The organism is Mesorhizobium sp. M4A.F.Ca.ET.050.02.1.1, from assembly GCF_003997725.1.
In the GTDB taxonomy this organism is placed as follows: Bacteria; Pseudomonadota; Alphaproteobacteria; order Rhizobiales; family Rhizobiaceae; genus Mesorhizobium.
Window position 1 is genome coordinate 1 of sequence record NZ_RZSG01000231.1, and the last position, 7,980, is coordinate 7,980.

At 64.8% G+C, this 7,980-nt stretch carries 8 protein-coding genes; 1 reads left to right on the top strand and 7 read right to left on the bottom strand.

What is annotated here, in order from left to right; translation table 11 throughout:
* From EOA33_RS16760 to EOA33_RS16775, 4 genes are all read right to left on the bottom strand, one after another.
* Positions 1-483: AbrB family transcriptional regulator (locus tag EOA33_RS16760; protein ID WP_190234291.1), on the bottom strand; the 483-nt coding region annotated here is incomplete at its 3' end.
* A gap of 77 nt (positions 484-560) precedes the next feature.
* Positions 561-869 carry a putative quinol monooxygenase gene (locus EOA33_RS16765; protein WP_126058616.1) on the bottom strand — a complete coding sequence of 103 codons (309 nt, stop codon included), beginning with the start codon at positions 867-869 and terminating at the stop codon, positions 561-563.
* A gap of 48 nt (positions 870-917) precedes the next feature.
* Positions 918-1,691 (bottom strand): SDR family oxidoreductase, encoded by a 774-nt coding sequence (locus EOA33_RS16770; protein ID WP_127406095.1) that lies wholly within the window; start codon positions 1,689-1,691, stop codon positions 918-920.
* 70 nt (positions 1,692-1,761) lie between these two features.
* Positions 1,762-2,199, bottom strand: coding sequence for a DsrE family protein (locus EOA33_RS16775; protein ID WP_126058618.1), 438 nt, complete (start codon positions 2,197-2,199; stop codon positions 1,762-1,764).
* A 165-nt stretch (positions 2,200-2,364) separates the two neighbouring features.
* Here EOA33_RS16775 and EOA33_RS16780 point away from each other — a divergent pair, with 165 nt between their 5' ends.
* Positions 2,365-3,447 carry a hypothetical protein gene (locus EOA33_RS16780; protein WP_126058619.1) on the top strand — a complete coding sequence of 361 codons (1,083 nt, stop codon included), beginning with the start codon at positions 2,365-2,367 and terminating at the stop codon, positions 3,445-3,447.
* A 164-nt stretch (positions 3,448-3,611) separates the two neighbouring features.
* On the opposite strand, the gene EOA33_RS16785 is transcribed toward EOA33_RS16780, so the two are convergent.
* The 3 genes from EOA33_RS16785 to EOA33_RS16795 form a co-directional block, all read right to left on the bottom strand.
* Positions 3,612-4,559 (bottom strand): cation diffusion facilitator family transporter, encoded by a 948-nt coding sequence (locus tag EOA33_RS16785; RefSeq protein ID WP_126058620.1) that lies wholly within the window; start codon positions 4,557-4,559, stop codon positions 3,612-3,614.
* Between the two features lie 5 nt (positions 4,560-4,564).
* Complete coding sequence (locus tag EOA33_RS16790; protein ID WP_126058621.1) at positions 4,565-6,754, bottom strand: anthranilate synthase; 2,190 nt, start codon at positions 6,752-6,754, stop codon at positions 4,565-4,567.
* Positions 6,755-7,010: 256 nt separating this feature from the next.
* Positions 7,011-7,980, bottom strand: a 970-nt coding sequence (locus tag EOA33_RS16795) for a succinylglutamate desuccinylase/aspartoacylase family protein (protein WP_127406096.1), incomplete at its 5' end; no start/stop codon positions are given.

Genomic DNA, 7,980 nt, shown 5'->3' on the forward strand with positions numbered 1-7,980 from the left:
CAGATACTGCATGAAGGCGACGAGCCGCTGGTCGGCGCCGAAGGCGCCCGCCATCAGCACCATGGCGGTGGCCGCTCCCGGCGACGAGCCCCAGACGGCTGTGGTGCCGGGCAATATGCGCCAGCGGCTGATCAGCCAGCCAAGCAGGCTGGAGGCGGTGACGGTCGCAATGACGGCGCCGAGGAAAAGCGGCCATTCCTTGTAGAAGACGGGGAATATGTCGGCGGAGATGGAAGCGGCAACGAGGCAGCCGACGACGGCTTGCGCCGAGCCGAACAGGGGGCGGGGCACGCGCACCGTGGCGCCGTTGGTTCCGGCAAGGATCGCCGCCAGCATCGGTCCGATCAGCAGCGCCGCCGGCAGAGCGGCGGCTTCCAGCGCGCTGGCGAACAGCAGCGAGAACGCCAGCAGCACCAGCCATTGCCGCGGCGGACGGAGTCGCGCCATGCGATCAACGGGTGGTTGTTCTGGCGAGGAGTCCATATCCGGCTCTTAGACCGGGCGGGGACAAATGCGAACCCATTTCCCGCGCAAAAGTCCTGATTTGCGTTGCTCCAGCGTCAGCCTGTGTTGCCGGCGGGCAGGCCGAAGCCGCCGACCGGATGGGTCTCGACCTGGAATTCGAAGCCGGCGATGAAGGGGCGCGCCTTGGCGATCGCCGCCTGCACTTCGGGCAATTGCAATGACGTCTTGTGGCTCGCCTGATCGGTCCATACTTCGGTGACCCAGATGGCGTCGGCGTCGGCCGGGTCGGTGGCAATGATGTAGCTCAGGCAGCCGGGGAGCGCGACGGTGCTCTCGCGCAACACGTCCATGACCGCGTCGCGCTGGCCGCGCGCCGCCCGCATCTTGCCGATCAGTCCGTACATTCCTTGTATCTCCCTCCGGTTGCGCGACAAGAGTATGCAGTCGGCGCCTCACGGCATCAACTGGCCGCCATTCACCTCGATCACCTGGCCGGTGATGTAGCCGCTCATGAGGTCGGATGACAGGAACAGATAGGCGCCGACGCAATCCTCGGCGGTGCCGGCGCGGCCCTGCGGAATGGTAGCGACCATGCCCTTGATCTGCTCCTCGGTCGAATAGCGCTCGTGAAAGGGTGTCAGGATGGTGCCGGGGGCCACGGCGTTGACGCGGATGCCGAAGCCGATCAACTCCTTGGCCATGCCGCGCGTCACGTTGGAGACGAAGGCCTTGGCCGAGCCATAGAGGCCGGCGCCGCCGCCGGCGCCGTTGCGGGCAGCGATCGAGGAGGTGTTGACGATGAAGCCGCCCTGGCGCTTCAGCCACGGTATCGCCTTGCGCGAGGCGGTCAGCACGGATCGCGCATTAAGGTCCATCACCGCGTCGTAATGCGCCTCGGTCTGGTCGGCATAGGCAACCCGGCCGAGCATGCCGCCGGCATTGTTGACGAGACCGTCGAGGCGGCCGAAATGCTCGGCGCTTTCCTCGACGACACGCTCAACGTCGGTGGGCTTTGAGAAGTCGCCCTGGGTCAAGAAGACCTCGCCGCCGCTGTCGCGAATGGTTCGGCCGAGCTTTTCGGCGGCCTCACGGCTTGAGTTGTAGTGCAGTGCGACGCGGCATTTCTGCGCGGCATAGGCGCGGGCAAGCGACGCGCCGATCCCGGTCGACGCGCCGGTGACGAGCACCGCCCTGCCGGCGAGGTCGGGAATGACAAGTGTCGTCATGCTGGTTGGTCTCCGAAATCCCGCGTCTTTCGTAGGCTATCGGCGGCCTCGCGTTCAAGCCTTCCCGCCGTCAGGGCCGGAGATAGATGTAGCCCTGGCGCTGCAATTCGGCGAGCTTGACGACGCCGCCCTTGTCGGCGACCTGGAAGCCGGCGAGCAGGTCGGCAAGCGTGATGTCCATGCCATGCATGGTGTTGCCGCAGGCTTGCGGAACCAGCCCCTTCTGGACCAGCCCGGCAAACCGGCTGGACGTAGCGCCGGATGCGGCCTTGGTCTTAAAGGCCGCAAGGGCCGGGCCATGCACGACAAGCACGATGTCGACATTGCCGCCGGTGCCTTCGTAATGGTTCTTGATGTTGCCGAGGACGAAATTGGCCTTGTCGACGTCGCTGAGGTGATAGGCGACCTTCAGCCTTTCCTCCTCCGCGGCAGCCGCCTTGACCTGGCGCAGTCCGAAAAGGCCGGCGGCCCCGGCAAGACCGGCACGGAAAATATCTCGGCGCAGCATCGCTCTTCCTCCACCAGCCGGGCACTATGGTCCTGCGTGGCCCCGGCCTCGCTAACTATTTGTTTCTACGCAATTCCCTATGGAAAACCGTTACACGCTTTTCCCGGAACTGCTCCTAGACTAGCATGAATCGCAGTCACGTCCTGTCGATGGGAGGAGGGTCACATGACGTCGAGGATAGCGGTGGGCGCGGCGCTTGGCGCTGCATTGTTCGTTGTCGGCGCGGCTCTTGCCGATGACACTCCCAAGCTGACGGAACTCAGCCCCAACGGCGCCGATGCCTGTTTCGGACGCGTCTACGACGCGGCGCACCTCAAGGCGCATCCAAAGCAGAAAGTGGCGCGCATCTTCTTCTACTATGGCCACGATCCGGTCAGCCGGCCGAACGAGGAGCCGAGCACGATTGGCGGCGCCGCCTATGATGGCTTTCTCACCACCACGGTGCGCGGCACCAAGAAGCCGGAATGGGCAGCTGGCTGGTGCAATCGTCAATCCGAGGACGGCAAGAGCGGCCCGATCCATTGCGGCATGGAATGCGACCGCACGCTCGCTTCACTCAAGGTCGACGACAAAGGCCGGCTGATCGTCTCCAACGTACAGCCCGATGTCTATCTCGACGCCGGCGCGGAGGAGGAACTCGGCGCGGCGCAGTACAACAAGCAGGCGCTGGGCAGCGAGGACGACAATTTCCGCCTCGACCCGATGCCGGCCGCCACCTGCAAGGCGGAATTCGCGCGCATCGATCCGATCGATCCGGCGCTCGGGGCGCCGCTGCGCGAGCGGCTGAAGCCCGACCAGGCGTTCTGCTATGGCCGCGACTACGACGCCGCGCATCTGAAGTCGCACCCCGACCAGGTGACGCAGTCGATCCGGGTTTTCCGCGGGCCGGTCGAACTAGCCTCCTACGCTTCAGGCGGCGATGTGGCCAACTGGCCGGACGGCGCCGACATCGCCATTTCGGTGACGACCAGGCAGAAGTCGGGCAAGGTCACGCAGACCTATTTATGCCAGGGCGAGGCCGACCAGTGGCGCTGCGCGGCAAGCTCGAAGATCAGCGATTTTGCCTGCGACGTCTCGCAGAAGGAGATTTTCCTGAAACGCGGCGCCAACGGCACGATGATGCTGGCCAACCCCAACAGCGCGCTCGCCATCGTCGATCTCTGCTCGAAGGCGGCGGATGGCAAGACGACGTCGGACGACAAGGTCTATCGGCTGAATCCGATGCCGCAGGCGGCCTGCGCACCTTAGGTCCATCGATATTCAGGTGAGGCCGGCCTGCGAACGGCAACTTCCTGCGCTTCCGGTGCTCACGTACTTCAAGTACGCTCCGCTCCGGTTCTCGGAAGTCACCGTTCTCGACTCGGCCTGACCTGAATCTCGACAGACCTTCGCAGTGTAAGCTTGGGGCGAAATTAGGCGAACGGCACCGCCGTGGTGCCCTTGGGCAGCTTCGCCTCATCGTCAGGCTCGACATGGATGGTGACGCGCACCGAGGGGATTTCGGCCTTCAGCGCGTCCTCGATGCGGTCGCAGATGACATGACTGTCGCCCACCGTCATACCGGCGTCGACGACCATGTGAAATTCGATGAAAGTGGCGCGGCCGGCGATGCGCGTCTTGAGGTCGTGCACCTCCAGCGCTCCCTTCGAATTGGCCGAGATGATGTCGCGGATGCGCATATGCTCCTGCGTATCCACGGCACGGTCCATGAGGCCGCTCAACGATTCTCCAGTAAGCTTCCAGCCCTGGTAGAGGATGTTGAGCGCCACGAGCAGCGCAAGCAGCGGGTCGAGAATCCGCCACCCAGTCATCACCGCGGCAACAAGGCCGACGATGACGCCGACCGAGGTCAGCACGTCGGTCATGATGTGCTGACCGTCGGCGACCAATGCCGGCGATCGTTCGGCGCGGCCGTTGCGGATCAGCACCAAGGCCCATGCGGCGTTGACCACAGCAGCGCCGCCGTTGATCATCAAGCCCTCCCAGGGCTGTTCGATCAGTGCCGGGTTCTGCAGCGACTGCCACACCTTGGCTATGATCAGCATCGCCGCCACGACGATCAGCACGCCCTCGAGCACCGCCGAAAAATATTCGGCCTTGTGATGACCGAAAGGATGGTCGCTGTCGGCTGGTTTGTGGCTGATGCGGATGGCCCAGAGAGCGGCGGTCGCCGTGATGACGTTGACGATCGATTCCAGCGCGTCGGAATAGAGGGCGACCGAGCCGGTCATCTGCCAGGCGACAAACTTCAACCCCATCACCAGGAAGGCGATGACGATCGACCAGAAGGCAAGGCTGGCGACCTTGCGCTTGGCTGCGGCTTTTGCCGCGGCCGCCGTCATGTCTTCCGTTGCGGCCATCGCTGCTAGGCTGCCTTTTCCTTGGCCTTGCGCGGCAGATGCGCAACGATGTTCTCGATGATGCGCATGCCGGCATTGTGGCCGAGCGTCATGATCGATTCCGGATGGAACTGCACGGCGGCGATCGGCTCCTTGCGGTGCTCGAAGGCCATGATGACGCCGTCCTCGGTCTCGGCGGTGACCAGGAAATCGTCGGGGAGGCGCACTGGATCGGCGAAGATCGAGTGGTAGCGGCCGACGGTCACTTCCTTGGGCAGGCCGGAGAAGATGACGCCGGGCTTGGAGACGCGGATGCGCGACGGCTTGCCGTGCATCGGTATATGCAACTGCCGGAGCTCGCCGCCATAGGCTTCAGCCAGCGCCTGCAGGCCGAGGCAGACGCCGAAGATCGGCAGGTCGCGGGCTCTTGCCTTCTTGATCGTGGCGGCGCAATCAAAGTCCTTCGGCGTGCCAGGGCCAGGCGAGAGCACGACGAGGTCCGGCTTCAGCCGCTCGAAAACCTCCTCCGGCACGGGCGTGCGCACGGTGGAAACATTGGCGCCGGTCTGGCGGAAGTAATTGGCGAGCGTGTGGACGAAGGAGTCCTCGTGGTCGACCAGGAGGATGTTGATGCCGTCGCCGACGCGCGCGGCGGTGCGTTCGGCGCCAACGGCATTGCCGGTCTTGGCGTCGCGGATGGCGGATAGCATGGCGGATGCCTTCAGTTCGGTTTCGGCTTCTTCTTCCTCGGGAACGCTGTCGAAGAGCAGCGTGGCGCCTGCGCGTACCTCGGCGATGCCGTCCTTGATGCGGATGGTGCGCAGCGTCAGCCCGGTGTTCATGTCGCCGTTGAAGTTGACCATGCCGATCGCCCCGCCATACCAGGCGCGCGGGCTCTTCTCGTTCTGCTCGATGAAGCGCATGGCCCAGAGCTTCGGCGCGCCGGTGACGGTGACCGCCCAGGCATGCGACAGGAAGGCGTCGAAGGCATCCATGCCTTCGCGCAGCCGCCCCTCGATATGGTCGACGGTGTGGATCAGGCGCGAATACATCTCGATCTGGCGGCGGCCGATGACACGCACCGAGCCCGGATCGCAGACGCGCGATTTGTCGTTGCGGTCAACGTCCGAGCACATGGTGAGCTCGGATTCGTCCTTCTTGGAGTTGAGCAGCTTCAGGATCTGCTCGGAGTCCGAAATGGCGTCGTCGCCGCGTTTGATCGTGCCCGAGATCGGGCAGGTCTCGACGCGCCGGCCGTTGACGCGCACGAACATCTCCGGCGAGGCGCCGATCAAATACTCGCCTTCGCCGAGGTTGATGAAGAAGGAATAGGGCGAGGGGTTGATCGCCTTCAGCTTGCGCGAAATCTCGGAAGGCTCGGTTTCGCAGCGCTCGTAGAACATCTGGCCGGGCACGACCTCGAACAGGTCGCCGCGCTTGAAGCTGTCCATCGCCCGGCGCACCAGGTTGGCGTATTCGCCGGGCTCGTGGTCGCCGCGCGGCGGGATGCGGTCGGCGGTCCTGAACGGCTCGACGGCGGCGTCGCGCGGCAACCCCTCCGTCGAGAAACCCTTGCCGGAATAGTCATAGCGGTCGGTCCAGGCCTTGGTCGAATAGTGGTCGACGACCAAGATCTCGTCAGGCAGGAACAGCACCAGATCGCGCTGGCTCTCTCTGCGCTCGAGCTTGTAGTCGACCGGGTCGAACTGGAAGGCGAGATCGTAGCCGAAGGCGCCGTAGAGGCCTAGATTGGCGTCTTCCTCGGTCTTGAACAAAGCGGTAATGGCGCGCAGCACGGTGAATACCGAAGGTACGCGGCTGCGCTCTTCCTCGGTGAAGACGCGGCCTGGCTTGGCAACCTCGAGGCGGATGAGCCTTGGCGACGTTTCGGCGATGGAGACCTCGGCAAGACCGTCCAGCGCCTTGGCGATCACCGGCAAAAGCACTTCGCCGCGTCCGTTCAGCGCCTCGATGCGCATGGCGCGTCCGCGCGCGGAAATCACCAGCGGCGGATCAATGATGGCGGTGTCCCAGCGCGTGTAGCGGCCCGGATACTCGTAATTCGAGGAAAACACCGCGCCGCGCCGGGAATTCAGCCCGTCGACATAGGCGTCGATGGCGCCTTCATAGGGCTGCTCCTGGCGGTCGCGGGTGATCGCCACGCCACCCGCTGTGACGAAGCGCTCGGCCCCGTTGTCCAGAACTCTTGTCGTCATTGCCGTCTCCATCAGCGTCTTGCTATTTCAGCTTCTTGGGGCAACGGACCCGGGGATGGCTTCAAAAAACAAATGGCCGCCCGGACATTCCGTTGCGGCCACCCTCTCTTTTCACGCGCACGCGTTCGAACAGGCCGCTGTCAGCGAGCCCACCACCAAATGGTCTTGTTCGAGCGCATGTTCATGGCGATTCCCATAGCGGCGAATGGTCGGCCGCGCAACTGGATTCCACGAGGCTGGTAAAAGCCTCGCTCGCTTAGTCCTCCAGCGTCCCCGACCTTGCATCGTCGCTTCTCCTGTCGCCAACCAGCTTCAGCAGGTCCTCGCCGGCGCGGATGATGCGCCGCGAACGCCTCGTCAGGATGAGGCCGGCCTGGGGCGCGAACACTTCCGTGCTGCCGCCCGTTTCGCCCGGGGCGTGGACGATTTTGGCGAGCCGCGCGCCCTTGGCGACGCGGTCGCCGGGCTTCACGTCATAGACGACCGCGCCACCCTTCGGCGCCGGCATCATGTCGATGTTTTCCAGCGGCGCCACGGTGCCGGTGAAGGGGCCGGGCGTGGCCAAGGCGGGGTCGGTGACAACGCCGCGCGCGACCAGCAGCCGATAGAGCCCCTCGGCATCGGAAGCGGCCAATTCGCCGTCGACGTCGAGCACGCCGCGATATTCGACCGTGGTGGCGACCCGCCGGTCGAAACGCGCCACATCCGCCGGGACATTCTGATAAGGCATGATCGAGGCGCCCTCGAAGGTGCCGTCGGTGTCCTCGTTCCACAGCAGCACCGCATCGACGCCCATGGCCGCCGCGCAATCGGCCATCGCCGGCCACAGGCTGGCGTGGATGTAGAGGTAGGGCAGGCCCTCGTCGTCGCAATGCAGGTCGAGCACGATGTTGTGGCCGAGCGAGAGCTGCAGCAGCCTGATCTTCAGCCGTTGGTCGGGCGTGCCGAGCCTGGTATCGGGCAAGAGCGAAGCGTCCGGTGCGGCAAGCAGCGGAAAGCCGCGGTTGAAGTTGTTGCGCGTGCCGAGATGGAAGCGGCCCTGATGTTCGCCGAAATGGTACTGGGCGCGACCGATCGGGTTGGCCCAGGGCACGATGGTGATGTCGCCCCTGATGCGGCCCTCGGCCTCGGCTCTTGCGAGCATCGGCATCAGCGCGTCGATGGCGACCACGCCCGGCAGTTCGCCGGCATGGAGCGCCGCCTGCAGATAGGCCGAAGGTCCCGCC

Coding starts and splice junctions, on each gene's coding strand:
- EOA33_RS16790 (WP_126058621.1), bottom strand. CDS start 6,754: ATGACGACAAGAGTTCTGGACAACGGGGCCGAGCGCTTCGTCACAGCG.
- EOA33_RS16775 (WP_126058618.1), bottom strand. CDS start 2,199: ATGCTGCGCCGAGATATTTTCCGTGCCGGTCTTGCCGGGGCCGCCGGC.
- EOA33_RS16770 (WP_127406095.1), bottom strand. CDS start 1,691: ATGACGACACTTGTCATTCCCGACCTCGCCGGCAGGGCGGTGCTCGTC.
- EOA33_RS16765 (WP_126058616.1), bottom strand. CDS start 869: ATGTACGGACTGATCGGCAAGATGCGGGCGGCGCGCGGCCAGCGCGAC.
- EOA33_RS16785 (WP_126058620.1), bottom strand. CDS start 4,559: ATGGCCGCAACGGAAGACATGACGGCGGCCGCGGCAAAAGCCGCAGCC.
- EOA33_RS16780 (WP_126058619.1), top strand. CDS start 2,365: ATGACGTCGAGGATAGCGGTGGGCGCGGCGCTTGGCGCTGCATTGTTC.